Below are 25,700 nucleotides of genomic sequence, written 5' to 3'. Positions count from 1 at the left end.
GGCTGCGGCGGGCGGGGCTGCGGGGCCGGGGGTCAGTCGAGCACCTCGCCGGTCGTCATGTTGACGGCGGGGGCCGCGGGGGCCTGCCCGGCCAGCGCCGCGACGACGGCCTCGGCGGTGCGGGGGCCGATGCCCGGCACCTCGGCCACCTCCTCGGCGCTCGCGGCGCGCAGCCGCTTGAGGGAGCCGAAGTGCTTGAGCAGCGCGCGCCGGCGGCTCTCGCCGAGCCCGGGCACGCCGTCCAGCGCGCTCTCGACCATGCCCTTGCCGCGCTTCTGGCGGTGGTAGGCGATGGCGAACCGGTGCGCCTCGTCGCGCACCCGCTGCAGCAGGTAGAGGCCCTCGCTGGTGCGGGGCAGCACGACGGGGTGGTCCTCCCCCGGCAGCCACACCTCCTCCAGGCGCTTGGCGAGCCCGCACAGCGCGACGTCGTCGATGCCGAGCTCGTCGAGCGCCCGCGCCGCGGCGGCGACCTGCGGGGGGCCGCCGTCGACGACGAGCAGGTTCGGCGGGTACGCGAAGCGCCGGGGCCGGCCCGTGTCCGGGTCGAGGGCCGCCGGGCCGGCCGGGGCCCCGCCGCCCGCCGCGTGCGCGCCGTGCTCGTCCTGGGTGCCCTCCACCGCGACGACGCCCTCGCGCTCCTCCAGGTAGCGGCGGAACCGCCGGGTCACGACCTCGTGGATGCTCGCGACGTCGTCCTGCCCGCCGGTGCCGCGCACGCTGAACCGGCGGTACTCGGACTTGCGGGCCAGTCCGTCCTCGAAGACCACCATGGAGGCCACCACGTGGTCGCCCTGCAGGTTCGACACGTCGATGCACTCGATGCGCAGCGGCGCCTCGTCGAGCTCCAGCGCGTCCTGCACCTCCTGCAGCGCGCGGCTGCGCGTCGTCAGGTCGCTCGCCCGCTTCGTCTTGTGCAGGGCCAGCGCCTGCTGCGCGTTGCGGGTGACCGTCTCGAGCAGCGCGCGCTTGTCGCCGCGCTGCGGCACCCGCAGGTCGACCCGCCCCCCGCGGTGCAGCCGCAGGATCTCGGTGACCACGTCGGGGTCCTCCGGCAGCGCCGGCACGAGCACCTCGCGGGGCACCTCCTGGCCGCCGTCGGCGAGGTAGAACTGCTCGAGGAAGCGCTCGACGAGCCCGCCGGTGTCGACGTCCTCGACCTTGTCCACGACCAGGCCGCGCTGGCCGCGGACCCGCCCGCCGCGCACGTGGAAGACCTGCACCGCCGCCTCGAGCTCGTCCTCGGCGACCGCGATGAGGTCGGCGTCGGTGCCGTCGCCGAAGACCACGGCCTGCTTCTCCATCGCCCGCTCGAGCGCGCCGATGTCGTCGCGCAGGCGCGCCGCCCGCTCGAACTCGAGGTTCGCGGCGGCGACCTGCATCTCCTTCTCGAGGCGGCGGACGTACGTCGACGTCTGCCCCGCCATGAAGTCGCAGAAGTCGTCGACGATGCGCCGGTGCTCCTCGGCCCCCACCCGCTCCACGCAGGGCGCCGAGCACTTCTCGATGTAGCCCAGCAGGCAGGGGCGCCCGGCCATGCGCTGGCGCTTGAACACGCCGGCGCTGCACGTGCGCGCCGGGAACACCCGCAGCAGCAGGTCGAGGGTCTCTCGGATGGCCCACGCGTGGGCGTACGGCCCGAAGTAGCGCACGCCCTTCTTCTTGGGCCCGCGCATGACCATGAGGCGCGGGTACTCCTCGTGCAGCGTCACCGCCAGGCTCGGGTAGCTCTTGTCGTCGCGGTAGCGGACGTTGAACCGCGGGTCGAACTCCTTGATCCAGGCGTACTCCAGCTGGAGGGCCTCGACCTCGGTGCCGACGACGGTCCACTCGACGCTGGCCGCGGTGGTGACCATCGTCTGGGTGCGCGGGTGCAGGCCCGCCAGGTCCTGGAAGTACGACGACAGGCGCGAGCGCAGGCTCTTGGCCTTGCCGACGTAGACGACCCGTCCGGTCGCGTCGCGGAACTTGTAGACCCCCGGGGAGTCGGGGATCGACCCGGGAGCAGGTCGGTACGTCGCCGGGTCAGCCACGTCCTCAACCCTACGTCGCGCCACCGACCGTCCCCGCCCGGCGGCGGGCGGGGCGGAGGGGTCAGGCGCGGACCACGTCCGCGCCCTGCAGCCGGACGGCGACCTCCTCCAGCGGGCTGCTCGCGGGGCCGGTGAGGGCCGCGCCGTCCTGCACCGAGAACCGGCTGCCGTGGCAGGGGCAGACGATCTCGGCGCCCTCGACGTCGCGGACCGCGCACTGGGCGTGCGTGCACGTCACGCCGAAGGCGCGGAACTCCCCCGCCGTCGGCTGGGTGACGACGAGCCCGCCGACGATGACGCCGCTGCCCTCCGGCACGTCGGCCGCGGCGGCGACGACCGTCCCCGGCGTCGCCCCGGCGGCGTCGTCGCCCGCGCCGGGCGCTGCCTCGTCGGCCGCCCCGCTGCAGGCGCTCAGGGTGCCGGCCAGGACCGTGGCCCCGAGGGCGCCGCGCAGCACCACGCGCCGGTCCGGCAGCAGCGCGGGCTGCAGGGGGTGCCGCTCGTCGTGCTGGTCCACGCGTCCTCCTGGGTTGGTGCGGTGCCGCCGCGCGCGTGCTCGTGCACGCCCGCCGGGTGCTTGAGAGTTCCAGCATGCCAGCCGGCCGGCACCCCCGCGCGCCGGTCGGCGCGCGGGCGTGCCACCCCGGTGCCGGCCCGCGCACCGGGCCCGCCGCGGGGTCAGGACCCGGCGGTCCCCGCCCCCACCGCGGCGCGCGCGCGCCCCCGGGCCGCACCCTTCGCGGCGGGGCCGGCGGAGCTGCGGGCGCGCCCCGTGCCCGCCGGGCCGGAGCGGGCCGCCGCCGCGGGGACGGTGAGCACCTCGCGCAGGAACTGGCCGGTGTAGCTCCCCTCGGTCGCCGCGACCTGCTCGGGCGTGCCCTGGGCGACGACCGTGCCACCGCCCGAGCCGCCCTCCGGGCCCATGTCGACGATCCAGTCCGCGGTCTTGATGACGTCGAGGTTGTGCTCGATGACGACGACCGTGTTGCCCTTGTCCACCAGGCTCGTCAGCACGCCGAGCAGCTTGCTGATGTCCTCGAAGTGCAGGCCCGTCGTCGGCTCGTCGAGCACGTAGACGGTGCGCCCGGACGAGCGCTTCTGCAGCTCCGCGGCGAGCTTGACGCGCTGCGCCTCGCCGCCGGACAGGGTCGGCGCGGGCTGGCCCAGGCGGACGTACCCGAGCCCGACGTCGACGAGGGTCCGCAGGTGCCGCGCGATCGCCGGGACCGCCTCGAAGAAGTCGGCCGCCTCCTCGATCGGCATGTCGAGGACCTCGGCGATCGTCCTGCCCTTGAAGTGCACCTCGAGCGTCTCGCGGTTGTAGCGCGCACCGTGGCACACCTCGCACGGGACGTAGACGTCCGGGAGGAAGTTCATCTCGATCTTCAGCGTGCCGTCGCCGGAGCACGCCTCGCAGCGCCCGCCCTTGACGTTGAAGGAGAACCGGCCCGGCAGGTAGCCGCGGACCTTGGCCTCCTGCGTCTCGGCGAACAGCTTGCGCATGTGGTCGAAGACCCCGGTGTACGTCGCCGGGTTGGACCGCGGCGTGCGCCCGATCGGGCTCTGGTCGACGTGCACGACCTTGTCGAGGTGCTCCAGGCCGGTCACGGTCTTGTGCCGCCCGGGCACCCGGCGGGCGCCGTTGAGCTTGTTCGCCAGCACCGTGTAGAGGATGTCGTTGACCAGCGTGGACTTGCCGGACCCGGACACCCCGGTGACGGCGACGAGGCAGCCCAGCGGGAAGGCCACGTCGACGCCGCGCAGGTTGTGCTCGCGCGCGCCCTTGACGACGAGCTGGCGCGCCGGGTCGCGCGGGCGCCGCTCGGCGGGGACCGGGATCGACCGGCGGCCGGCGAGGTAGGCGCCCGTGAGCGAGTCGGGGCTGTCGAGCAGCTCCTGCACCGGGCCGCTGACGACGACCTGCCCGCCGTGCTCCCCCGCGCCCGGGCCGATGTCCACCGCCCAGTCCGCGACCTTGATGGTGTCCTCGTCGTGCTCGACGACGATGAGGGTGTTGCCGAGGTCGCGCAGGCGGGTGAGCGTGTCGATGAGCCGGCGGTTGTCGCGCTGGTGCAGCCCGATCGACGGCTCGTCGAGCACGTAGAGGACGCCGACGAGGCCGGCGCCGATCTGGGTGGCCAGCCGGATGCGCTGCGCCTCGCCGCCGGACAGCGTCCCCGCCGGCCGGTCCAGGCTCAAGTAGTCCAGGCCGACGTCGAGGAGGAACCCGAGCCGGGCGTGGATCTCCTTGAGCACCTGCTCGGCGATCTGCCGCTCCCGCGGGGCCAGCTCGACCTCGCGCAGGAACGCGTCGCAGCCGCGGATCGGCAGGGCGGTGACCTCGGCGATGCTGCGCCCGCCGACGGTGACCGCGAGCACCTCCGGCTTGAGCCGCGCCCCGCCGCAGGTGGGGCAGGGCACCTCGCGCATGTAGCCCTCGTAGCGCTCCCGGCTCCAGTCCGAGTCGGTCTCGGAGTGCCGGCGGCGCACGAAGGGGATCGCGCCCTCGAAGCCCGTGTAGTACGAGCGCTCGCGCCCGTAGCGGTTGCGGTACTTCACGTGGACCTCGTAGTCGAGGCCGTGCAGCACCGCGTCCTTGGCCCGCTTGGGCAGCTTGCGCCACGGGGTGTCGACGTCGAAGCCGAGCGTCTCGGCCAGCGCCTCGAGCAGGCGCACGAAGTAGTCCGCGGACTGCCCGACCGCCCACGGCGCCACCGCGCCGTCGCGCAGCGAGAGGTCCTCGTCGGGGACGAGCAGCTCGGGGTCGATCTCCATCTTCGTGCCGAGGCCGGTGCAGTCCGGGCACGCGCCGTAGGGGGCGTTGAAGGAGAACGAGCGCGGCTCGAGGTCCTCGACCGACAGCGGGTGGTCGTTCGGGCACGCGAGCTTCTCGGAGAACCGCCGCTCCCGGTCGGGGTCGTCCTCGGGCAGGTCGACGAAGTCGAGCACGACGATGCCGTCGGCGAGGCCGAGCGCGGTCTCGACGGAGTCCGTGAGGCGCTGCTTGGCGCTCGCCTTCACCGCGAGGCGGTCGACGACCACCTCGATCGTGTGCTTCTCCTGCTTCTTGAGCTTGGGCGACTCGGCGAGCGGCAGCACCGTGCCGTCGACCCGGGCGCGGCTGTAGCCCTTGGTCTGCAGCTCGCGGAAGAGGTCGGCGTACTCCCCCTTGCGCCCCCGCACCACGGGGGCCAGCACCTGGAAGCGGGTGCCCTCGGCGAGCTCGAGCACCCGGTCGACGATCTGCTGCGGGGTCTGGCGCGCGATGGGCGCGCCGCAGACCGGGCAGTGGGCGCGCCCGGCGCGGGCGAAGAGCAGGCGCAGGTAGTCGTAGACCTCGGTGATCGTGCCGACCGTCGACCGCGGGTTGCGCGAGGTCGACTTCTGGTCGATCGACACCGCCGGCGACAGGCCCTCGATGAAGTCGACGTCGGGCTTGTCCATCTGCCCGAGGAACTGGCGGGCGTAGGCCGAGAGGGACTCGACGTAGCGGCGCTGGCCCTCCGCGAAGATCGTGTCGAAGGCGAGGCTCGACTTGCCGGACCCGGACAGCCCCGTGAAGACGATGAGGCTGTCCCGCGGCAGGTCGAGGGAGACGTCCTTGAGGTTGTGCTCGCGGGCACCACGGACGATGAGGCGGTCGGCCACGGGTCTCTTCCGGTCGGGGTACGGGGCGCTCCGCGGGCGGCGCGCCGGGCGCGGGGGGGGGGCGGGGCCGGCGAGGGGTCCGAGGGGCGACAGCCATGCTATGCGGGCCCTCCGACGGTTTCGCGCCGGAGCGGGGGCGGCTAGCGTCGCGCGCGTGAGCACGCCCACGGCCCCCGTCCCGGTCCCGCCGCAGCCCGGCCCCGGCGGCGCGGACGCCGCCGCGCCGGGGTCCGCGCCGCCCTGGCGGGAGCCGCTGGCGGCCAGCACCCGGCGCTTCCTCGACGCCGCGCGCGGGCTCGACGGGGCCGCGGTCCGCGCGCCCAGCCTGCTGCCCGGCTGGACCCGCGGGCACGTGCTCGCGCACGTGGCGCGCAACGCCGACGGCATGGTCAACCTCGTGCGGTGGGCGGCCACCGGCGAGGAGACGCCCATGTACGCCGACCGCGCCACCCGCGACGCCGACATCGAGCGCGGCGCGGGGCGGCCCCTCGCCGAGCACCTCGCCGACCTCGAGGCCTCGGCGGCCCGGCTCGACGCGGCGCTGCAGGACCTGCGCGGGCCGGCGCTCGACGCCGTGGTGCGGACCTCCTCGGGCACGGAGCTGCCCGGGCGCGACCTGCCCTGGGGCCGGCGGCGCGAGCTCGAGGTGCACCTCGTCGACCTCGACGTCGGCACGACGCCGGCCCACTGGCCCGAGGACTTCGTCCTGCGCACGCTCGACGACCTGGCGCCGCTGTTCCGCCACGCCCGCGAGACGCCGGTGCGCGCGCTGCGCAGCGCGCCCGCGGGGCCGTCCTGGGAGGTGGGCGCGCGCGGGCCCGACCTGCACGGCCCGCCGAGCGCGCTGCTCGCCTGGCTCACCGGCCGCTCGTCCGGCGACGGCCTGCGCCCCGACCCCGACGGCCCGGTGCCGCCCGCGCCGCGCTGGGCCTGAGCCCGCCCGAGCACCCGTACCGACCCCGCGGCGCACCCGCACCCACCCGGAGGGACCCCCGTGACCTACACCGGCGACGTCACCGTCGGCGGCCCCGCCGACGTCCGCGAGGCGGGCGAGCTGCGCGTCACCAAGCTCGCCGTCGGGGCGATGGCGAACAACGCGTACCTGCTCGAGAGCCGCACCACCGGGCAGCGGCTCCTCGTCGACGCCGCCGACGACGCGCCGGCGCTGCTGCGCCTGCTCGGCGACGAGCCCCTGCAGCGCGTGGTGACGACGCACCGGCACGCGGACCACTGGCAGGCGCTCGGCGACGTCGTCGCCGCCACCGGGGCCCGCACGGCGGCCGGCGCCGACGACGTCGAGGGCATCCCGGTCGCCACCGACGACCCGCTCGCGCACGGTGACGAGGTCTGGGTCGGCGACATGGGGCTGCGCGTCGTCGCGCTCCGCGGCCACACCCCGGGCTCGGTCGCGCTGCTGCACGAGGCCGCGGACGGCTCGGTGCACCTGTTCACCGGCGACGCGCTGTTCCCGGGCGGCCCGGGGCGCACCACCTCGCCGGCCGACTTCACCTCGCTCATGGACGACCTCGAGCGCGAGGTGTTCGGCCCGCTGCCGGACGCGACGTGGGTCTACCCGGGGCACGGGGCGGACACCACCCTGGGCGCCGAGCGGCCGTCGCTCGGCGCGTGGCGCGCCCGGGGCTGGTAGCCCGCGGGCGCGCCGCGCGGCTCAGGCGGTCCAGTCGGTGTGCCCGGCGCGGCCGGCCGCCGCGCGCTCGAGCTCGCGGCGGTCGTCGCGGCGGGACTTGGCCAGGCTGAGCACCGTCGTGAGCACGAGCGTGCCGAGGATGACGATCAGCGAGAGCCAGATCGGGATCTCCGGCGCCCAGCCGACGTGCTCGCCGCCGTTGATGAAGGGCAGCTCGTTGGTGTGCAGCGCCTCGAGGACGAGCTTCACGCCGATGAAGGCGAGGATGAAGGACAGGCCGTAGCTGAGGTAGACCAGCCGGTCCAGGAGCCCGCCCAGCAGGAAGTACAGCTGGCGCAGCCCCATGAGCGCGAAGGCGTTGGCCGTGAACACGATGTACGGGTCCTCGGTGAGCCCGTAGATCGCCGGGATCGAGTCGAGCGCGAAGAGCAGGTCCGTGGTGCCGATGGCGACCATGACGACGAGCATCGGGGTGACGAAGCGCCGGCCGTCGACCCGCGTGGTCAGGCTGGCCCCGTGGTACTCGTCGGTGGTCGGCAGCACCCGCCGCACCAGGCGCAGGACGGCGTTCTCCTTGAACTCCTCGTCCTCCTCGTGCCCGCGCGCCAGGTTCACGGCGGTGTAGATGAGGAAGGCGCCGAAGAGGTAGAAGACCCAGGAGAAGCTCTCGATCGCCGCCGCGCCCAGGGCGATGAAGATCCCGCGGAACACGAGGGCGAGCAGGATGCCGACGATGAGCACGATCTGCTGGTACTGCCGCGGCACCGAGAACCGCGCCATGATGATGACGAAGACGAACAGGTTGTCCACCGACAGGCTGTACTCGGTGAGCCAGCCCGCGAAGAACTCCCCGCCGTGCCCGGTGCCCGTCGTGATGAGCATCCCGATGCCGAAGACGACGGCGATGCCCACGTAGACGGCGGTCCAGGCCCCCGCCTCCTTCAGCGACGGCTCGTGCGGGCGGTGCACCGCCCGCACGAGGTCGAAGAGGATGAGGGCGAGCACGCCCCCCACGGTGGCGAACCAGACCCAGGCGGGCTCCACGGGCAGACCTCCGGCGAAGGACGAGCGACGGCCGGAGGTCTCCTCCGCCCCGGACCGGGGTCCGGGACCGACGGCGCCGGGGATCCCCGTGGTGGGGAGCACCGTGCTGACGACGCCGCCGCTGGCGGGAGTACTCCCCTCCACGACCGGGTCAGTGTGGCTGACGAGGGCGGCCCCCGCCTAATCGTGCCCGGCGGTCCTGCCCGCGGCGCTCAGGCCATGCCGGCGGCGTGCATCCCGCGCAGCTCCTTCTTCAGCTCGGCGATCTCGTCGCGCAGCCGGGCGGCGACCTCGAACTGCAGGTCGGCGGCCGCCGCGCGCATCTGGTCCGACAGCTGCTGGATGAGGTCGGCGAGCTCGGTCGAGGGCATCGAGCCCGCGACCTCGCGCGCGTGCTGCCCCGCGCCCTTGGACGACAGCCCCGGCACCGGCGCCTTGCCGCGCGACTGCTGGCGCCCGGACCCGCCGAGCAGCTTCTCGGTGTCCGCGTCCTCGCGGGCGAGCAGGTCGGTGATGTCGGCGATGCGCTTGCGCAGCGGCTGCGGGTCGACCCCCCGCGCCTCGTTGTACGCCACCTGCTTGGCCCGGCGCCGGTTGGTCTCCTCGATCGCGTGCGCCATCGAGGGGGTGATGGTGTCCGCGTACATGTGCACCTGGCCGGACACGTTGCGCGCGGCGCGGCCGATGGTCTGGATGAGCGAGGTCGAGGAGCGCAGGAAGCCCTCCTTGTCCGCGTCGAGGATCGCCACGAGCGACACCTCGGGCAGGTCGAGGCCCTCGCGCAGCAGGTTGATGCCGACGAGCACGTCGTACTCGCCCTGGCGCAGCTCGCGCAGCAGCTCGACCCGCCGCAGCGTGTCGACCTCGCTGTGCAGGTAGCGCACCCGCACGCCGAGCTCGAGCAGGTAGTCCGTGAGGTCCTCGGACATCTTCTTGGTCAGGGTGGTGACGAGCACCCGCTCGTCGCGCTCGGTGCGCTGGCGGATCTCGTGGACCAGGTCGTCGATCTGGCCCTTCGTCGGCTTGACGACGACCTCGGGGTCGACGAGGCCGGTGGGGCGGATGATCTGCTCCACGACGCCCTTGCTGCGGCCCAGCTCGTACGGCCCCGGGGTCGCGGAGAGGTAGACCGTCTGCCCGACGCGCTCGAGGAACTCCTCCCACTTCAGCGGGCGGTTGTCCATCGCGCTGGGCAGGCGGAAGCCGTGGTCGACGAGGGTGCGCTTGCGGGACATGTCGCCCTCGTACATCGAGCCGATCTGCGGCACGGTCACGTGCGACTCGTCGACGACGAGGAGGTAGTCCTCGGGGAAGTAGTCCAGCAGGCAGTTCGGCGCGGAGCCGGCCTCGCGCCCGTCCATGTGCCGCGAGTAGTTCTCGATGCCGGAGCAGAACCCGACCTGGCGCATCATCTCGATGTCGTAGCTCGTGCGCATGCGCAGGCGCTGCGCCTCGAGGAGCTTGCCCTCGCGCTCCATGACCTGCAGGCGCTCGGCCAGCTCGAGCTCGATGTCGGCGATCGCCCGCTCCATGCGCTCCGGGCCGGCGACGTAGTGCGAGGCGGGGAAGACGTACATCTCCTGCTCCTCGCGCACCACCTCGCCGGTGAGCGGGTGGAGCGTGAAGATCTGCTCGATCTCGTCGCCGAAGAACTCGATGCGGACCGCGAGCTCCTCGTACACCGGGATGATCTCGACCGTGTCGCCGCGCACCCGGAAGGTGCCGCGGGTGAACGAGAGGTCGTTGCGGGTGTACTGCATCGTCACGAACTGCCGGAGCAGCTGGTCGCGGTCGACGGTGTCCCCGACCCGCAGGCGGGTCATGCGGTCGACGTACTCCTGCGGGGTGCCCAGGCCGTAGATGCACGACACCGTGGCCACCACGACGACGTCGCGACGGGTGAGCAGCGAGGACGTCGTCGAGTGGCGCAGCCGCTCGACCTCGTCGTTCACCGACGAGTCCTTCTCGATGTAGGTGTCGGTCTGCGGGACGTACGCCTCGGGCTGGTAGTAGTCGTAGTACGAGACGAAGTACTCCACCGCGTTGTTGGGCAGCAGCTCGCGGAACTCGTTCGCCAGCTGGGCGGCGAGGGTCTTGTTGGGCGCCAGCACGAGGGTGGGGCGCTGCAGGCGCTCGATGAGCCACGCCGTCGTCGCGCTCTTGCCCGTGCCCGTCGCGCCGAGCAGCACGACGTCGCGCTCGCCCGCCCGCACCCGGCGCGCGAGCTCGTCGATCGCCGCCGGCTGGTCGCCGGACGGGGAGAACTCGCTGACCACCTCGAAGGGGGCGACGCTGCGGACGATGTCGGTCGTCGGTCTCACGCGTCCGAGCGTACGTCCGCGCCCCGACAGGTTCGGGTCCCCGGCGTCAGCCCTCGGCGGACACGAGCCGCGCCCACAGCCGCTCCACCTGCTCCTCGAGCGCCGCGAGGTCCCCGGAGCCGTCGAGGACCACGTCGGCCGCGGCGAGCCGGCGCTCGCGGCCGGCCTGCGCGGCGACGCGTGCGCGCGCCTGCTCCTCGTCCATCCCGCGGCCCTCGACGAGCCGGCGCACCTGCAGCTCCACGGGGGCGTCCACGACGACGACCAGGTCGTACGACCCCTCCTGGCCCGTCTCCACGAGCAGCGGCACGTCGTGCACGACCACCGCGCCGTCCGGCGCCGCGGCCTCGCGCTCGGCCGCGAGGGCCCGTACGCGCGGGTGCACCAGGGCGTCGAGCTCGGCGCGGCGCCGCGGGTCCGCGAAGACGACCGCGGCCAGCGCGGGGCGGTCCAGCGCGCCGTCCGGGCGCAGGACCCCGGGACCGAACGCCCCGGCGACCGCGGCCAGGCCGGGGGTGCCGGGCGCGACGACCTCGCGCGCCAGCAGGTCGGCGTCGACGACGACGGCCCCGCGGCGGGCCAGCGCCGCGGACGCGGCGCTCTTGCCGGCGCCGATGCCGCCCGTGAGGCCGACCCGCCGGACGCGCCGCCCCGCGGGGCCCGGCCCGGTCACCGCGTGCCCGGGGTCGCGGGCGGTGCCCCGTCCAGGGGCTCCGGGCGGGCGTCGAGCACCGCCTGCGCGGCCTCGACGAGCGCCGGGCGCACCGCCGCCGGCGGCACCACGCCGCGGGCCAGGGTCACGACGAGGGTCGCCCGCCCGGACGCGAGGACCACGCTGCTCGCCGTCCGGCCGGTGATGAGGAAGCCGTCGACCGCGCCGACCGGCTGCGGCGCGACGGCGTCGCCGCGGCCGCTGGCCCGCTCCACGGTCGCGTCGACCCGGCCGGCGGCCACCTCCGCGGTGCCGTAGGCGCTGAGCGCGACCTCGAGGGCGGGCTCGCCGGCACGGCGCGTGCGCCCCCACGTGCAGGTGGTGCGGCCCTCGCGCCCGGACGCGGCCTCGGGGCCCTGGCGCACCACCGCGCCGGGGCCGGGCAGGGGGCGGGCCAGGGCCTCGACGAGGCGGGTCGACGGCACGAGCCCCGGGCAGTCGCGCGGCAGGGCGACGGGCGCCGGCGCCGCGGCGGGCCCGGCCGGCGGCGTGGCCGTGCCGGTCGCCGCGGGCGCGCCCCCCGGCGTCGCGGCGCCCCCGGCGTCCCCGTCGCCGTCGCCCGACCCGGAGCAGCCGCTGAGCAGGAGCGCCGGCAGGAGCGCGGGCAGGACCAGCGCGGGCAGCAGGCGGGCGGCGGGCGTCGCTCGGCTCCTCACGCCCCGCACCCTAGCCGGGCCCGCGGGCGTGCCCGGGGAGGGGCGAGCACGGGGCGGGCGGAGCCCGCGAGCGCGTCCCCGGGACGCGGCGAGCCCCCGCCCGGCGGACCGGACGGGGGCTCGACGTGCGCCGCGGAGGGGCCGCGGGTCGTGCGGGTGCTGCTGCTCAGCCGCCGGTGAGCTTCTCGCGCAGCGCGGCGAGGGCCTCGTCCGAGGCCAGCGTGCCGCTCGCCTCGGGCGACTCCGAGGAGTACGTCGACGGGGCCGGGCCCGAGGACGCCGCCGGGGTGCCGGTGCTCGCCGCCTCGGCCTCGGCCGCGCGGGAGTCCTCGACCTGCTTGCGGTGCGCCTCGTAGCGGGCCTGCGCCTCGGCGTAGGACCGCTCCCACTCCTCGCGCTGCTGCTCGTAGCCGGGCAGCCAGTCGTTGGTCTCGGGGTCGAAGCCCTCCGGCCAGATGTAGTTGCCCTGCGCGTCGTAGGACGCGGCCATGCCGTAGAGGGTCGGGTCGAACTCGGCGTCGCCGGTCACACCCTCGTTGGCCTGCTTGAGCGAGAGCGAGATGCGCCGGCGGTCGAGGTCGATGTCGATGACCTTGACGAAGATCTCGTCGCCGACCTGGACGACCTGCTCGGGGATCTCGACGTGGCGCTCGGCCAGCTCGGAGATGTGGACGAGGCCCTCGATGCCCTCGTCGACGCGCACGAACGCGCCGAACGGCACGAGCTTGGTGACCTTGCCGGGGACGACCTGGCCGATCTGGTGGGTCCGGGCGAACTGCTGCCACGGGTCCTCCTGCGTCGCCTTGAGCGACAGCGAGACCCGCTCGCGGTCCATGTCGACGTCGAGGACCTCGACCGTGACCTCCTGGCCGACCTCGACGACCTCGGAGGGGTGGTCGATGTGCTTCCAGGACAGCTCGGAGACGTGCACGAGGCCGTCGACGCCGCCGAGGTCGACGAAGGCGCCGAAGTTGACGATCGACGAGACGACGCCCGAGCGGACCTGGCCCTTCTGCAGGGTCGTCAGGAAGTTCTGGCGGACCGCGGACTGGGTCTGCTCGAGCCAGGCGCGGCGCGACAGGACCACGTTGTTGCGGTTCTTGTCGAGCTCGATGATCTTGGCCTCGAGCTTCTGGCCCACGTAGGGCTGCAGGTCGCGCACGCGGCGCATCTCCACGAGCGAGGCCGGGAGGAAGCCGCGCAGCCCGATGTCGAGGATGAGACCGCCCTTGACGACCTCGATGACGGTGCCCTCGACGATGCCGTCCTCGTCCTTGATCTTCTCGATCGTGCCCCAGGCGCGCTCGTACTGGGCGCGCTTCTTGGACAGGATGAGCCGGCCCTCCTTGTCCTCCTTCTGGAGGACCAGGGCCTCGACCTCGTCGCCGACGGCGACGACCTCGTTGGGGTCGACGTCGTGCTTGATCGACAGCTCGCGCGAGGGGATGACGCCCTCGGTCTTGTAGCCGATGTCGAGCAGGACCTCGTCGCGGTCGACCTTGACGATGACCCCCTCGACGATGTCGCCGTCGTTGAAGTACTTGATCGTCTGGTCGATCGCTGCGAGGAAGTCTTCCTCGGACCCGATGTCGTTCACCGCGACGGTGGGCGTCGTGGCGATCGAGGGGGCGTCGGTGCTGGCCGTCATGTGCTGGGGGACTCCGTTGCGGACAGGTGTCGTCGGGCGCGCGCGACGGGCCCTTCCGTAACCTGCCGGGGCCGTGGGTCCGCGAGGGCGGGGACGACGATCGACACCTACGAGCGCGGCCCGCTCCGTCCGAGGACGCGCAGACCCGTGGCGCGTCGACCAGCGTACGGCGCGCGCGCAGGCCGGGTCAACGCGGGGTCCGCACCGGTCCCCGCGGGCCCGCCCCGGCTGCCGCGGCGCCGTCGGCCGCTCCGGATCCTGCCACTAACCTCGCCCCGGTGGAGGCTCCCCCGCCGCCCGGCCCGCCGGCCGGCGTCGCGCGCACCGACGTGGACCCCGCCGAGGCCGCGGCCGCGGCGCGGGGCTGGTGGGACGCCGAGGCGGGCGCGTACCTCGCGGAGCACCGCGCCGACCTCGGCGACGTCGCCCTGGTGTGGGGCCCCGAGGGGCTCGCCGAGCAGGACGCCGGGCTGCTCGGGCCGGTGGCCGGGCGCCGCGCCGTCGAGGTGGGGTGCGGCGCCGCCCAGGGCGCGCGCTGGCTGCGCAGCCGCGGCTGCGACGCCGTCGGGGTCGACGTGTCGGCCGGGATGCTCGCCGCGGCGCGCCGGCTCGACGCCGAGACCGGCGTCCCCGTGCCGCTCGTGCAGGCCGACGCCCGCGCCCTCCCCCTCGCGACGTCGAGCGTCGACCTGGCCTGCTCGGCGTACGGCGCCCTGCCCTTCGTCGCGGACCCGCGCACCGTGCACCGGGAGGTGGCCCGGGTGCTGCGCCCCGGCGGGCTCTGGGTGTTCTCGGTGACCCACCCCGTCCGGTGGTGCCTGCCCGACGACCCCGGGCCCGGGGGCCTGCGGGTGACGTCGTCCTACTTCGACCGGACGCCGTACGTCGAGCTCGACGCGGCGGGGCGCGCGACGTACTCCGAGCACCACCGGACGGTCGGGGACCACGTGCGCGACGTCGTCGCCGCCGGGTTCCGCCTCGTCGACCTCGTCGAGCCGGAGTGGCCGGCGGGGCGCACCACGACGTGGGGCGGCTGGAGCCCGCTGCGCGGGCGGCTGGTCCCCGGCACCGCGGTCTTCCGCTGCGAGCTGCCGGCGGCGTAGGAGGGCCCCGGCGGGGCAGCGGAGGGGCGGCGGAGGTGCAGGTGCGGGGTCGGTGCGGCGGGAGGTCCGGGCGGGTGCGGTGGGTGTGGTCGGAGCAGGTGCGGGACACGCGCCTGCCGTGGGGGCTCGGCGACCGCCTCGACTCCCGGCTCGGCTGGCGGCTGCGCCGCTACGCCTCCCCCCTGCAGCCGCTCGGCTGGCTCGCCGCGGGGGTGCCGCCGTCGCGCATCGGGTACGGCCCCGGCCCGCTCACCGCGGCCCGCCGGCGGCGCCACGCGCGGGCGGCGGCGGGCAAGCCGGTGCGGCTCTGCCTGCTCGAGGGCCCGGTGCGCGGGACGCGCTTCAGCCCGGTCACGGCCTTCTGGGTCAACGAGCGCAGCCGGCTGGTGCACGCCGTCGTGGACGAGCCGGAGGGCGCCGACGTGCTGTGGGTGCACACCCAGGACCCCGTGGCCCCGGAGGTCCGCCCGGCGCTGGAGCGGATGCTCGCCCGGGCGCGGCCCGGCGCGCCGGTGCTCAACCCGCTGGGCGCGTACGACGCCTACCACCGGGCGGGGACCTTCGCCCGGCTCCGCGACGCGGGCGTCAGCGTGCCCGACCCGGAGCCGCGCGCGGGCGACCTCGTGGTCGTCAAGGGCCCGGGCCAGACGAGCGCGAAGGAGCTCGTGCCGTACCGTCCGCCGCTGGCCCCCGGGCACCGCGCGTTCGCCTACGTCGACGCGCGCGGGCCGGACGGGCTGCACCGGCGCTACCGCACCTTCCACCTGCTCGGCACGGTCCACCCGGGCGACGTGGTGAGCAGCAGCGCGTGGGAGGTGGGGCTCGGCACCCTCGAGGGGCACGAGCCGACGTACGTGATGACCGACGAGGAAGAGGAGCAGGTGCGCAGGGTGGGAGAGGTGCTCGGGCTCGACTGGTTCTGCGTGGACCACGTGCGGCGGGCCGGCGACGGGCGCCCGTTCGTCACGGACGTGAACGTCTACCCGACGGCGGTCGTCGGCGAGCGGGTCGACGCGCAGCTCGGGGCGCGGGGGCGCTGGCACTTCCTCGACACGGCGGAGCGGATGGGCGTGCCGGAGCAGCACGGCTCCTTCTGGCCGCGCTTCGACGAAGCGTTCGCGCGGCTGCTCGGGCTCGACCCCGCCCCGACGGGGACCGCGGGGGCGACCGCGTGAGCGAGGAGCGCGCGCCCCTCGTCACCGTCGTGATGCCCACCCGCGACCGGGCGGCGCTGCTCCCCCGCGCCGTGCACTCGGTGCTCGGGCAGAGCATGCCCGACCTCGAGCTCGTCGTCGTCGACGACGGCTCGACCGACGGGACCGCCGACCTGCTCGCGAGCGTCGCCGACCCGCGGCTGCGCGTGCTGGCGCAGCCGGCGCGCGGCGTCTCCGCGGCCCGCAACGCCGCGCTCGCGGCCGCGCGCGGCGAGCTCGTCGCCTACCTCGACACCGACAACACGTGGTCCCCGGAGTTCCTCGAGGTCATGGTGTCCGAGCTGCGCGAGGAGGACGTGCTCGCCTACTGCGGGCGGCACCTGTTCCTCCTCGACGGCCCGCCCGGGGACGCCCGGGTCGTCGCCCGGCGCACGTCCTCGCCGCCGTACAACCCCGCGGCGCTGCTGCGGCACAACACCATCGACACCAACGTCATGGTCCACCGGCGCTGGGTGGTCGACGAGGTCGGCGGCTTCGACGAGGAGCTGCACCGGCTCGTCGACTGGGACCTCGTCGTGCGCATCGTGCTGCGGCACCCGTTCGCCGTGCGCCACGTCGACCAGGTGCTCTGCGACTACCACTACTACCGCCGCGCGCAGCTGCCGACCATCACGAACGGCGCGTTCGACGACGCGGCGCTCGACGGGCTCTTCGGCCTCGGCGAGCGCGACCCGGTGGACCGGGCCGTGCTCGCCAAGATCGCCGCGGACCTGCAGGAGCGCCGGCCGGCGCGCTAGGCGCCGGCCCTCCCGCTCCCGCCCGCCGCCGGGCTAGTGCCCGGCCTCGTGCCAGGTGCGCCCCCAGCCGACCGAGACGTCGAGGGGCACCGACAGCTCGGCGGCGGCGCCCATCTCGCGGCGCACGAGCTCCTCGACGCCGGCCTGCTCGCCGTCGGCCACCTCGAGCACGAGCTCGTCGTGGACCTGCAGGAGGAGGCGCGAGCGGAGGCCGCCCTCGTGCAGCGCGCGGTCGACCCGCAGCATGGCGACCTTGATGATGTCGGCGGCCGAGCCCTGGATCGGGGCGTTGAGCGCCATCCGCTCGGCCATCTCGCGCCGCTGGCGGTTGTCGCTCGTGAGGTCGGGCAGGTAGCGCCGGCGCCCGAGGATGGTCTCGGTGTAGCCCGACGTGCGGGCCCGGTCGACGACCGCCCGGAGGTAGTCGCGGACGCCGCCGAAGCGCTCGAAGTACTCCGCCATGAGCGCCGAGGCCTCGTCGCGCCCGATGCCGAGCTGGCCGGAGAGGCCGTACGCGCTCAGCCCGTACGCCAGGCCGTACGACATCGCCTTGATCTTGGCGCGCTGCTCCGGGTCGACGTCGGCCGGCGGGACCCCGAAGACCCGCGACGCGACGAAGGCGTGCAGGTCCTCCCCCGACTGGAACGCCTCGATGAGCCCCGCGTCCTCCGACAGGTGCGCCATGATCCGCATCTCGATCTGGCTGTAGTCGGCCGTCATGAGCGCCACCCCGCCGCCGGGGCCCACGACGAACCCCTCGCGGATGCGCCGGCCCTCCTCGGTGCGGATCGGGATGTTCTGCAGGTTGGGGTCGGTGGAGGAGAGCCGGCCGGTGGCGGCGATCGTCTGGTTGAAGGTCGTGTGGATGCGCCCGTCGTCGGCCACGGTCTCGAGCAGGCCGGTGACCGTCTGCTTCAGGCGCGAGGCGTCGCGGTGCCGCAGCAGGTGCGCGAGGAACGGGTGCCCGGTCTGCGCGTGGAGCGCCTGCAGCGCGTCGGCGTCGGTCGTGTAGCCCGTCTTGGTGCGCTTGGTCTTGGGCATGCCGAGCTCGTCGAAGAGCACCACCTGCAGCTGCTTGGGCGAGCCGAGGTTGATCTCCTTGCCGATGACCTCGTACGCCGCGTCGGCGGCCGCCTTGACCTGGTCGGCGAAGTGGTCCTCGAGGGAGCGCAGGTGCGCGTCGTCGACCGCGATGCCCGTGCGCTCCATCCGCGCCAGGACGTCGACGAGCGGCAGCTCGACCTCCGCGAGGAGCCGGCTCCCGCCGGTGCGCTCGAGCTCGGCGTCCAGCGCCTCGGCGAGGTCGATCACGGCGCGCGCCCGCACCACGGCGGCCTCGACCTGGTCGTCCTCGTCGCCGCCGTCGAGGGAGAGCTGCCCACCGCCGTCGGCCTCGCTGCGCAGCTCCCGGCGCAGCTGGCGCAGCGTGAGGTCCGCCAGGTCGTACGAGCGCTGGTCCGGCCGCACGAGGTAGGCGGACAGCGCGGTGTCGCTCGTGACGCCCCGCACCGGCCAGCCGCGCGCGGCGAGCGCGTGCAGCGGGCCCTTCGCGTCGTGCAGGCACTTGGGCCGCGAGGGGTCGTCGAGCCAGGCCGCGAGCGCGGCGTCGTCCTCGGGGGTGAGCGCGGCGGGGTCGAGGTACGCCCCGTGCCCGTCCGCCGAGGCCAGCGCGAGCCCGTGGACGTCGCCCGTGCCCCGCGCCCAGTGGCCCACGACGTGCACGCCGGTGCGCGCCCCCGCCGGCGCGTGCTGCGCGAGCCACGCCGCGACCTCGCCGGGCGCGAGCGCGCCGCCGGTGACCTCGAAGCCCTCGTCGGCCTCCGGCTCGGCCGCGGTGAGGGTCTCGTAGAGCCGGTCGCGCAGGACCCGGAACTCGAGCGCGTCGAAGACCTCGTGCACCGCCTCGCGGTCCCACTGGCGCACCGCGAGGTCGCCGGGCTGCTCGTCGATGGGCACCTCGCGCACGAGCTCGGTGAGCCGGCGGTTGGTGACCGCCTGCGCGAGGTGGGCGCGCAGCGCCTCGCCCGCCTTGCCCTTGACCTCGTCGACCCGGTCGACGAGCGCCTCGAGGGAGCCGAACTCCACGACCCACTTGGCCGCGGTCTTCTCCCCCACGCCGGGGATCTTGGGCAGGTTGTCGCTGGGGTCGCCGCGCAGCGCCGCGAAGTCGGGGTACTGCGTCGGGCTGAGGCCGTACTTGTCCTGCACCGCCGCGGGCGTCATGCGGGACAGCTCGGACACCCCGCGCACCGGGTAGAGCACGGTGGTGCGCTCGGAGACGAGCTGGAAGGCGTCGCGGTCGCCGGTGCAGACGAGGACGTCGTAGCCCTCGGCCTCGGCCCGGGTCGTGAGCGTGGCGATGACGTCGTCGGCCTCGTAGCCCTCCGCCTCGACGACGGGGATGCGCAGCGCCTCCAGGACCTCCTTGACGAGCGCCACCTGCCCGCGGAACGCGTCGGGGCTCGCCGTGCGGTTGGCCTTGTAGTCCGCGAAGGCCTCGTTGCGGAACGTGGTGCGCGAGACGTCGAAGGCCACCGCCACGTGCGTCGGCGCCTCGTCGCGCAGCACGTTGATGAGCATGGAGGTGAACCCGTAGACCGCGTTGGTCGGCTGGCCCGTCGTCGTCGAGAAGTTCTCCACCGGCAGCGCGTAGAAGGCGCGGTAGGCCAGCGAGTGCCCGTCGAGCAGCAGCAGGCGCGAGCGCCCGTCGTCCGGCCGCGGAGCCGGGGCGGCCGCCGCCCGCGCGGACGCGCCGCTGCGCGCGCGGGAGCGGGGTCGGGACGTGCTGGGGGCGCTGGCGGCGGGGGGCGTCACGACAGGGATCGTAGGCGCCGCCACCGACGGTCGAGGGCCGCGCTGTGCTCAGTCCAGGCCGGCGGGGCCGGCGGGGCGGGCTGCGCGGCGGGCCCGGCCGCCGCGGCGGCGGGCGAGCAGGTCCCCGACCGCGGCCGAGCGCTCGGCCGGCGCCAGCGCACGGCGCAGCGCGGGCAGGGCGGCCGCCCGGCGCACCAGGCCGGGCGCGAAGCCCAGCCGCGCGTAGAAGCGCTGCGCGTCGCGGTGCTGCGCGGGGACGTCGGCCACGAGCCCGCCCGTCCCGCAGCGCTCGGCGAGCTCGGCGGCGCGGGCGAGCAGCGCGCGCCCCGCCCCCTGGCGCCGGCACGCCTCGCGCACGTGCAGGCAGGCCACCTCGAGCACCGGCGGGCGCCCCAGCAGCTCGGCGCCCAGCGAGGCGGGCGCCCGTCCGGTCACGAGCACGCCGGCGACCGCGCCGCCGAGCACCGCCACGTCGACGTGCACCGCCTCGTCGGCGCGGGCGCGGGCCAGCAGGGCGAGCACCGCCTCGTCCGAGGGCAGCGGCAGGCCCGCCCGGGCGCTGCCGGCGGCCGCGCGCACCTCGTGCCACAGCGCGACGAGGTCGGGCAGGTCGTCGGGGACGGCCTCGCGCACGGTGACGGGCGGTCGGGGCACCGGTCCTCCTCGCGGTCGGTTCTGCGCACGCCGCAGCACGGCGGCGCACCGCCCGGCAGCACGGGTGCGGCCGGGCAGCGGGCGCGGGTCCGGCATCATGTCCCCCGACGTGCCCCCCGACGTCCAGGGGCCGAAGACTACGACCACGGGCCCCGCGGGGGAAGGCCGGGCGCCGCGCGGGCCCCGTCCGGCCGGGAGCGTTCCCGGTGGGTCGCCGCGCGACGACGCAGCGCTGCCACGGGCGGCAGGAGGAGGTGGCCGGTGCCGGTCGGCACGGGGACGGCCCTCAACGTGGCGACGGTGCTCGCCGGCTCGGCGCTGGGGGTGGCCCTGGGCCACCGGCTCCCCGAGCGCACCCGCTCGGTCGTGACCGACGCGCTGGGGCTCGTGACCCTCCTCGTCGCGGCGCTCAGCGCCGTGGCCGTGCTCGACCCGGCGCTGCGCGCGGCCGTCGGCGCCAGCGCCCCGGTGCTCGTCGTCCTCGGCTCGCTCGTGGTCGGCGGCGTCGCCGGCTCGCTGCTGCGCGTCGAGGACCGCCTCGACGGGCTCGGCGCCCTCGTGCAGCGCCGGCTCGCCGGGGGCGGGGCCGGCGCAGGGGCCGGCGAGGGGGCCGCGGGCGAGGGGGCCGCGGGCGAGGCTGCGCGGGCCCGCTTCGTCGAGGGCTTCGTCACCGCCTCGCTCGTCTTCTGCGTGGGCCCGCTGACGGTCCTCGGGTCGCTGTCCGACGGGCTGGGGCGCGGGATCGACCAGCTCGCCCTCAAGGCCACCCTCGACGGCTTCGCGTCCGTGGCCTTCGCGGCCAGCCTCGGGTGGGGCGTGGCCGCCTCCGCCCTCGTCGTGCTCGTCGTGCAGGGCGGGCTCACCGCCGTGGGCGCGCTCGTCGGCGGCGTCGTCCCCGAGTCCTCGGTCGCGGCCCTGACCGCGGTCGGCGGCCTGCTGCTCGTCGGCGTCGCGCTGCGCCTGCTCCGGGTGCGCCCCGTGCCGGTGGGGGACCTCCTGCCCGCCCTCGTGGTCGCGCCGTTGCTCACCGCGGTGGTCGCCGCCCTGCGGTGACGGGACCGCCGGGGGCGCAGGCAACCGTCGTGTTACGAACGGCCGCGACACGGCTGTGCCGCGGGTCACCTGTGGTTATAGTCCGCAAGCCCGTCCGGCCCCCCGGACGGGCCGCCGCGCCCTGCCGGTCACCCGCCGGCGGCGCCGCACACCCAGGTCGACCGGAGGGACACCCCCGAGTGCGCAGGAGAGAGCCACGCCCGTCCGTCCCGGGCGTGAGCCCGCCGCTGGCCGCCGTGCTCCTGGCGCTCCTCGCGCTGCTGGGGCTGGGCGCGGCCACGGCCGGCACCGCAGCCGCCCTGTCCACCCCCGCGCCGACGCCGGCCGCGACCGCCGAGGTCGCCCCCGGCGCCACCCCCGGCGCGGGCGACCCCGCGGCGCCGGGCACCGGCGCGCCGGCCGAGCCCGAGGGCGAGACGGTGCAGGGCCGGCTGGAGTTCGAGGACGCCCCGCAGGAGGGCGTCGTCGTCACCGTCGAGGGCGGCGGCTTCAGCGGCGAGGCCACGACCGACGCCGAGGGAGCCTGGGTCGTCGACGTGCCGGGCCCGGGGTCGTACACGGTGACCCTCGACGAGGAGTCGCTCGCCGAGGGCGTGTCGCTGCGCAACCCCGATCGCAACCCGATCACCACGCAGGTCAACGGCGGGCAGAACAAGACGGTCCTCTTCGCGCTGGGCGAGGGCAGCCGCCAGGTCGCCAGCGACGCCGACCGCGCGCTGCAGCTCGCCGCGGAGGGCCTGCGCTTCGGCCTGCTCATCGCGCTCGCCGCGGTCGGGCTCTCCCTCATCTTCGGCACCACGGGGCTGACGAACTTCGCGCACGGCGAGCTGGTGACGCTCGGGGCGCTCGTCGCCTTCCTCTTCCACGGCACCCTCGGGGTGCCGCTGTGGCTCGCGACCCTGCTCACGATCGTGGTCTGCGGGCTCCTCGGCGGCGTCGTGGACCGCGGCCTCTGGGCGCCGCTGCGCTCGCGGGGCACCGGCCTCATCGCGATGATGATCGTCTCGATCGGCCTGTCGCTCTTCGTCCGCTACCTCTACCTCTACCTCTTCGGCGGCACCACGCGCTCGTACCCCGACGCGCAGGGCCAGGAGGCGGTGGACCTCGGCCCGATCACGCTGAGCCCGCTGGACTACCTGAGCATGCTCATCGCGGTCGTCGTGCTCGTCGCCGTGGGCTTCGCGCTGCTGCGCACCCGCATCGGCAAGGCCACCCGCGCGGTCGCCGACAACCCGGCGCTGGCGTCCGCGTCGGGCATCGACGTCGAGGGAGTCATCCGCACCGTCTGGATCGTGGGCGCCGCGCTCGCCGGCCTCGCCGGCGTGCTGCTCGGCATCGCCCAGCAGGTGAACTGGCAGATGGGCTTCCAGATCCTGCTGCTCATCTTCGCCGCGGTCACGCTCGGCGGCCTGGGCACCGCCTTCGGCGCCCTCGTCGGCAGCCTCGTCGTCGGGATCTTCGTCCAGGTCTCCACGCTGGTGATCCCGGCGGAGCTCAAGAACGTGGCGGCCCTGGCCGTCCTCATCGTGATCCTGCTCGTGCGGCCCCAGGGGATCCTGGGCCGGCGCGAGCGGGTCGGCTGACAGGGAGCAGGGCACATGGACTGGGGCGCCATCCTCGAGAACGCGCTGCGCTCGGCGGTCGGGCTGGAGACGATCGTCTACGCGCTGGCCGCGATCGGGCTCAACGTGCACTTCGGCTACACCGGCCTGCTCAACTTCGGCCAGGCGGCGTTCCTCGCCGTCGCCGCGTACGGCATCTCCATCACCGTCGCCACCGCCGGGCTCAGCTTCTGGCTCGGCATCGTCTTCGGCCTGCTCGGCGCCGTCGTGCTCGCGCTGCTGCTGGGCATCCCGACCCTGCGGCTGCGGGCGGACTACCTCGCCATCGTCACCATCGCCTCGGCGGAGATCTTCCGGCTCGTCGTGCGCTCGACGAGCCTGGCCGACGAGACCGGCGGCTCGAACGGCCTCACCGGCTTCTCCGAGGGCTTCTACGACCTGAGCCCCTTCACCGGCGGCGAGTACGGCTTCGGCCCGTTCCGCTACAGCGGGCGCACGCTGTGGATCCTGCTCGTCGGCTGGGCCCTCGTCGTCCTCGCCTGCCTCGTCGTCTACCTGCTCATGCGCAGCCCGTGGGGCCGTGTCATCAAGAGCATCCGCGAGGACGAGGACGCCGTGCGCTCCCTCGGCAAGAACGTGTACGCCTACAAGATGCAGGCCCTCGTCATCGGCGGCGTGCTCGGCTCGCTGGGCGGCTTCGTCTTCGCCCTGGGTCGCGCGGCGGTGCAGCCGGACATCTACGGCACCGAGCTGACGTTCTTCGCGTACACCGTGCTCCTGCTCGGCGGCGCGGCCCGCGTGCTCGGCCCGGTGGTCGGCGCCGTCATCTTCTGGGTCGTGCTCTCCCTGACCGACAACATCCTCAACCAGGCGATCGACGCGGGCTACATCTCCCAGTCCCTGCTGTCCACGTCGCAGATCGGGCAGGTCCGCTTCATGCTGGTGGGGCTCGCGCTCATGCTGCTCATGATCTTCCGCCCGCAAGGGATCTTCGGCGACCGGAGGGAGCTGGCCCTCGATGGCCGCTGACAGCACCGGCGGGGCGACCGCCACGACCGCCGGGACCGGCCCCCGCAAGGCGGCCGCCGTGGCGGCCCTGCGCGACGTGCCGCACCGCCCCGGCGCGCCCAAGCCCGACCCGATCCTCGTGGTCGACGGCGTCCAGCGGCGCTTCGGCGGCCTCACGGCGGTCGACGTCGAGCACATCGAGGTCCAGCGCGGTGCGATCACCGCGCTCATCGGGCCCAACGGCGCCGGCAAGACGACGTTCTTCAACCTGCTCACCGGGTTCGACAAGCCCGACGAGGGCCGCTGGGAGTTCGACGGGCAGTCGCTCGCCGGGGTGCCGGCGTACAAGGTCGCCCGCCGCGGCATGGTCCGCACCTTCCAGCTCACGAAGGCGCTCTCGCGCCTGACGGTGATCGAGAACATGCGGCTCGGGGCCACCGGCCAGCGCGGCGAGAGCCTGCTGCGGGCCATGCTGCGCCCGCTGTGGGGCGACCAGGAGCGGGCGATCACCGAGCGCGCCGACGACCTGCTCCGGCGCTTCAAGCTCGACGCCAAGCGCGAGGACTTCGCCGGCAGCCTGTCCGGCGGCCAGCGCAAGCTCCTCGAGATGGCGCGCGCGCTCATGGTCGGCCCGCAGATGGTCATGCTCGACGAGCCGATGGCCGGCGTGAACCCGGCGCTCACCCAGTCGCTGCTCGGGCACGTCAAGGACCTGCGCGAGCAGGGGATGACCGTCCTCTTCGTCGAGCACGACATGGACATGGTCCGCGACATCTCCGACTGGGTGATCGTCATGGCCCAGGGCCGGGTCGTCGCGGAGGGCCCGCCGGACTCGGTCATGGCCGACCCCGCCGTCATCGACGCCTACCTCGGCGGGCACCACGACGCCCCGCTGAGCATCGAGGAGGAGGACCGCCAGCTCGCCGACGCCGAGGCGCAGGTCGAGCGGGAGATCCAGGCCGAGGAGGGCAAGTGAGCCACAGCATGGGCGCGCCCGGTGCGGACCCCGCACCGGGCGGCGCGAGCACGACCGGCAGCACCGGCAGCACCGGAGCCACCGGCGGCACCGGCAGCTCCGAGGTCGGCGACCGCACCGAGCACCTGCGCGCCTCGGAGGGCGCGCTGCTGCGCGCCGACGCCCTCGTGGCGGGCTACCTGCCCGGGGTGAACATCCTCAACGGCTGCGACCTGTACTGCCGGGAGGGCGAGCTCGTCGGCATCATCGGCCCCAACGGCGCCGGCAAGTCGACGCTGCTCAAGGCGCTCTTCGGGCTCGTGAAGATCCGCGACGGGAGCGTCACGCTGCGCGGGGACGACATCACCGGGCTCCGGGCCAACAAGCTCGTCGGCAAGGGCGTCGGCTTCGTGCCGCAGACGAACAACGTCTTCCCCTCGCTCACCATCGAGGAGAACCTGCAGATGGGGCTGTACCAGGCCCCCAAGCGGTTCGCCGAGCGCTTCGACTTCGTCACCGGCCTGTTCCCCGCCCTGGGCGACCGGCGCAAGCAGCGGGCCGGCTCGCTGTCCGGCGGCGAGCGGCAGATGGTGGCCATGGGCCGCGCGCTCATGATGGAGCCGTCGGTGCTGCTGCTGGACGAGCCCTCGGCGGGCCTGTCCCCCGCCATGCAGGACGAGGTCTTCATCCGCACCCGGCAGATCAACCGGGCCGGCGTCTCGGTCATCATGGTCGAGCAGAACGCCCGGCGCTGCCTGCAGATCTGCGACCGCGGCTACGTGCTGGACCAGGGGCGCAACGCGTACACGGCGAGCGGGCGCGACCTCATGAACGACCCGAAGGTCATCGAGCTCTACCTGGGCACGCTCGCCAAGGCCTGAGGCCCGCCG

Annotated in this window: 20 protein-coding genes; 10 read left to right on the top strand and 10 right to left on the bottom strand. The window is 75.0% G+C overall.

What is annotated here, in order from left to right:
- Window positions 1-32 precede the first annotated feature (32 nt).
- From uvrC to uvrA, 3 genes are all read right to left on the bottom strand, one after another.
- Window positions 33-2,033, bottom strand: a complete 2,001-nt coding sequence (gene uvrC, locus D5H78_RS15520) for an excinuclease ABC subunit UvrC (protein WP_119951415.1) — start codon at window positions 2,031-2,033, stop codon at window positions 33-35.
- Window positions 2,034-2,094: 61 nt separating this feature from the next.
- Window positions 2,095-2,550 (bottom strand): Rieske (2Fe-2S) protein, encoded by a 456-nt coding sequence (locus D5H78_RS15515; protein WP_119951414.1) that lies wholly within the window; start codon window positions 2,548-2,550, stop codon window positions 2,095-2,097.
- Window positions 2,551-2,711: 161 nt separating this feature from the next.
- The gene (uvrA, locus tag D5H78_RS15510) at window positions 2,712-5,681 is read right to left on the bottom strand and encodes an excinuclease ABC subunit UvrA (RefSeq protein WP_119951537.1); all 2,970 of its coding nucleotides are present in this window, start codon (window positions 5,679-5,681) and stop codon (window positions 2,712-2,714) included.
- Window positions 5,682-5,835: 154 nt separating this feature from the next.
- Here uvrA and D5H78_RS15505 point away from each other — a divergent pair, with 154 nt between their 5' ends.
- Entirely contained in the window at window positions 5,836-6,615 is a 780-nt protein-coding gene (locus D5H78_RS15505; protein ID WP_165865766.1) for a maleylpyruvate isomerase family mycothiol-dependent enzyme, read from the top strand.
- Window positions 6,616-6,675: 60 nt separating this feature from the next.
- Window positions 6,676-7,329: an MBL fold metallo-hydrolase gene (locus D5H78_RS15500; protein WP_177891263.1), complete on the top strand. Its 654-nt coding sequence runs from the start codon at window positions 6,676-6,678 to the stop codon at window positions 7,327-7,329.
- 21 nt (window positions 7,330-7,350) lie between these two features.
- Here D5H78_RS15500 and D5H78_RS15495 read toward each other — a convergent pair whose 3' ends face one another.
- The 5 genes from D5H78_RS15495 to rpsA all read right to left on the bottom strand — a co-directional run bounded on the left by D5H78_RS15495 (window position 7,351) and on the right by rpsA (window position 13,710).
- Entirely contained in the window at window positions 7,351-8,373 is a 1,023-nt protein-coding gene (locus tag D5H78_RS15495; protein WP_119951412.1) for a TerC family protein, read from the bottom strand.
- 212 nt (window positions 8,374-8,585) lie between these two features.
- Window positions 8,586-10,694 carry an excinuclease ABC subunit UvrB gene (uvrB, locus tag D5H78_RS15490; protein ID WP_119951411.1) on the bottom strand — a complete coding sequence of 703 codons (2,109 nt, stop codon included), beginning with the start codon at window positions 10,692-10,694 and terminating at the stop codon, window positions 8,586-8,588.
- A 46-nt stretch (window positions 10,695-10,740) separates the two neighbouring features.
- Window positions 10,741-11,367: a dephospho-CoA kinase gene (coaE, locus tag D5H78_RS15485; protein ID WP_119951410.1), complete on the bottom strand. Its 627-nt coding sequence runs from the start codon at window positions 11,365-11,367 to the stop codon at window positions 10,741-10,743.
- Window positions 11,364-12,062, bottom strand: coding sequence for a hypothetical protein (locus tag D5H78_RS15480; protein ID WP_119951409.1), 699 nt, complete (start codon window positions 12,060-12,062; stop codon window positions 11,364-11,366). Before D5H78_RS15480 ends, coaE begins: the two co-directional genes overlap by 4 nt.
- 166 nt (window positions 12,063-12,228) lie before the next feature.
- Window positions 12,229-13,710 (bottom strand): 30S ribosomal protein S1, encoded by a 1,482-nt coding sequence (gene rpsA, locus D5H78_RS15475; protein ID WP_119951408.1) that lies wholly within the window; start codon window positions 13,708-13,710, stop codon window positions 12,229-12,231.
- Between the two features lie 278 nt (window positions 13,711-13,988).
- Here rpsA and D5H78_RS15470 point away from each other — a divergent pair, with 278 nt between their 5' ends.
- The 3 genes from D5H78_RS15470 (at window position 13,989) to D5H78_RS15460 (ending at window position 16,764) form a co-directional block, all read left to right on the top strand.
- The gene (locus tag D5H78_RS15470) at window positions 13,989-14,813 is read left to right on the top strand and encodes a class I SAM-dependent methyltransferase (RefSeq protein WP_119951407.1); all 825 of its coding nucleotides are present in this window, start codon (window positions 13,989-13,991) and stop codon (window positions 14,811-14,813) included.
- Window positions 14,814-14,911: 98 nt separating this feature from the next.
- Complete coding sequence (locus tag D5H78_RS15465) at window positions 14,912-15,988, top strand: hypothetical protein (RefSeq protein WP_133412081.1); 1,077 nt, start codon at window positions 14,912-14,914, stop codon at window positions 15,986-15,988.
- A complete protein-coding gene (locus D5H78_RS15460) occupies window positions 15,985-16,764 on the top strand; it encodes a glycosyltransferase family 2 protein (RefSeq protein ID WP_119951405.1) in 780 nt (259 codons plus the stop codon). The genes D5H78_RS15465 and D5H78_RS15460 overlap by 4 nt, the downstream gene beginning before the upstream one ends.
- Before the next feature lie 33 nt (window positions 16,765-16,797).
- Here D5H78_RS15460 and polA read toward each other — a convergent pair whose 3' ends face one another.
- Together polA and D5H78_RS15450 are read right to left on the bottom strand one after the other, a co-directional pair.
- On the bottom strand, window positions 16,798-19,578 hold the full coding sequence (polA, locus tag D5H78_RS15455; protein WP_119951404.1) for a DNA polymerase I: 2,781 nt from the start codon (window positions 19,576-19,578) through the stop codon (window positions 16,798-16,800).
- A 48-nt stretch (window positions 19,579-19,626) separates the two neighbouring features.
- Window positions 19,627-20,232, bottom strand: a complete 606-nt coding sequence (locus D5H78_RS15450) for a GNAT family N-acetyltransferase (RefSeq protein ID WP_165865765.1) — start codon at window positions 20,230-20,232, stop codon at window positions 19,627-19,629.
- Window positions 20,233-20,493: 261 nt separating this feature from the next.
- Between D5H78_RS15450 and D5H78_RS15445 the strand changes: the two genes are divergently transcribed.
- From D5H78_RS15445 to D5H78_RS15425, 5 genes are all read left to right on the top strand, one after another.
- Window positions 20,494-21,285, top strand: coding sequence for a DUF554 domain-containing protein (locus tag D5H78_RS15445; protein ID WP_119951402.1), 792 nt, complete (start codon window positions 20,494-20,496; stop codon window positions 21,283-21,285).
- A gap of 215 nt (window positions 21,286-21,500) precedes the next feature.
- Window positions 21,501-22,868 (top strand): branched-chain amino acid ABC transporter permease, encoded by a 1,368-nt coding sequence (locus D5H78_RS15440; protein WP_218566678.1) that lies wholly within the window; start codon window positions 21,501-21,503, stop codon window positions 22,866-22,868.
- Between the two features lie 15 nt (window positions 22,869-22,883).
- A complete protein-coding gene (locus D5H78_RS15435) occupies window positions 22,884-23,876 on the top strand; it encodes a branched-chain amino acid ABC transporter permease (RefSeq protein ID WP_119951401.1) in 993 nt (330 codons plus the stop codon).
- Entirely contained in the window at window positions 23,866-24,831 is a 966-nt protein-coding gene (locus D5H78_RS15430; RefSeq protein WP_119951400.1) for an ABC transporter ATP-binding protein, read from the top strand. Before D5H78_RS15435 ends, D5H78_RS15430 begins: the two co-directional genes overlap by 11 nt.
- Window positions 24,828-25,691, top strand: coding sequence for an ABC transporter ATP-binding protein (locus D5H78_RS15425; RefSeq protein WP_218566677.1), 864 nt, complete (start codon window positions 24,828-24,830; stop codon window positions 25,689-25,691). Before D5H78_RS15430 ends, D5H78_RS15425 begins: the two co-directional genes overlap by 4 nt.
- Window positions 25,692-25,700 lie beyond the last annotated feature (9 nt).

Source organism: Vallicoccus soli, from assembly GCF_003594885.1.
Classification (GTDB): domain Bacteria; phylum Actinomycetota; class Actinomycetes; order Motilibacterales; family Motilibacteraceae; genus Vallicoccus; species Vallicoccus soli.
This window is presented reverse-complemented; position numbering and strand designations above follow the sequence as displayed.